Below are 821 nucleotides of genomic sequence, written 5' to 3' on the forward strand. Positions count from 1 at the left end.
CTAAATAATCGTAGAAATATAACAAATTAATTTTTGTTATTTTATTTAGTTATTTTTATAATAACAATATATTGTCTCCTAAGATAAGTGTCAATGAATTTGTGCATAGTTGTTTTCTTGTTTTTCGTAATCCGTTTGGTTCGACAAAATAAAAAAAACACCCCAAGGAAGGGGCTGGGGCTGACCCCCTGATTTGAGACAGGGATCAAAACACCTTTACTAAACAGCCAGTTGCCGAAAATCAATCGGTGACAGGTTGTTTAGTTTCGCTTGAATTCGAAATACGTTATAGTAAGTGATATACTTGGATATCAGGCAGCTGCTGCATGGTATCTATAACTAAAGCGGTGTCCTGCTTATCTCCAATACTGTACGCCACAACCTCACTGTTGTACAGGTCCAATATACTTGATAGATACAGATGCTTATTGCCGAAGGGCAGATAAGTGATATCTGTTACCAGCTTTTGAAGCGGACGCTCTGCTTGAAATTGACGTTTGAGTAAATGATCTGCAACGTATGCAGGTTGCCCTGTTTGCTTACGCTTCTTTACTCTAACTCTACATTGCCATCCATTTGTCTGCATAATTCGCTGTACCTTTTTGTGATTAACACTGTTACCGTCCCTTTAATGCTTTCCATCCATGGAATTACAATCTCTGGCGTGACCTCCTTTCCAACTCCTTGAACTTTTTTAGGACATCAATTTGCTGACGGATAAACCGATTCTCCGCTTGCAACTTCTCAATCTCGGATTCATTCGCACCTCATATCTCAGTAACGTCAAGCCTTGAAGGTCGGATAAGAGATGGTATTCTGAC

1 pseudogene is annotated in these 821 nt (G+C 39.2%); it reads right to left on the reverse strand.

Going from position 1 to position 821, the window contains the following annotated elements:
* Window positions 1-219: 219 nt before the first annotated feature.
* Window positions 220-755: pseudogene (locus POTG_RS25060) on the reverse strand (DDE-type integrase/transposase/recombinase); the annotation flags it as partial.
* Window positions 756-821: the final 66 nt, after the last annotated feature.

This window comes from Paenibacillus sp. oral taxon 786 str. D14, from assembly GCF_000159955.1.
In the GTDB taxonomy this organism is placed as follows: domain Bacteria; phylum Bacillota; class Bacilli; order Paenibacillales; family Paenibacillaceae; genus Fontibacillus; species Fontibacillus phoenicis.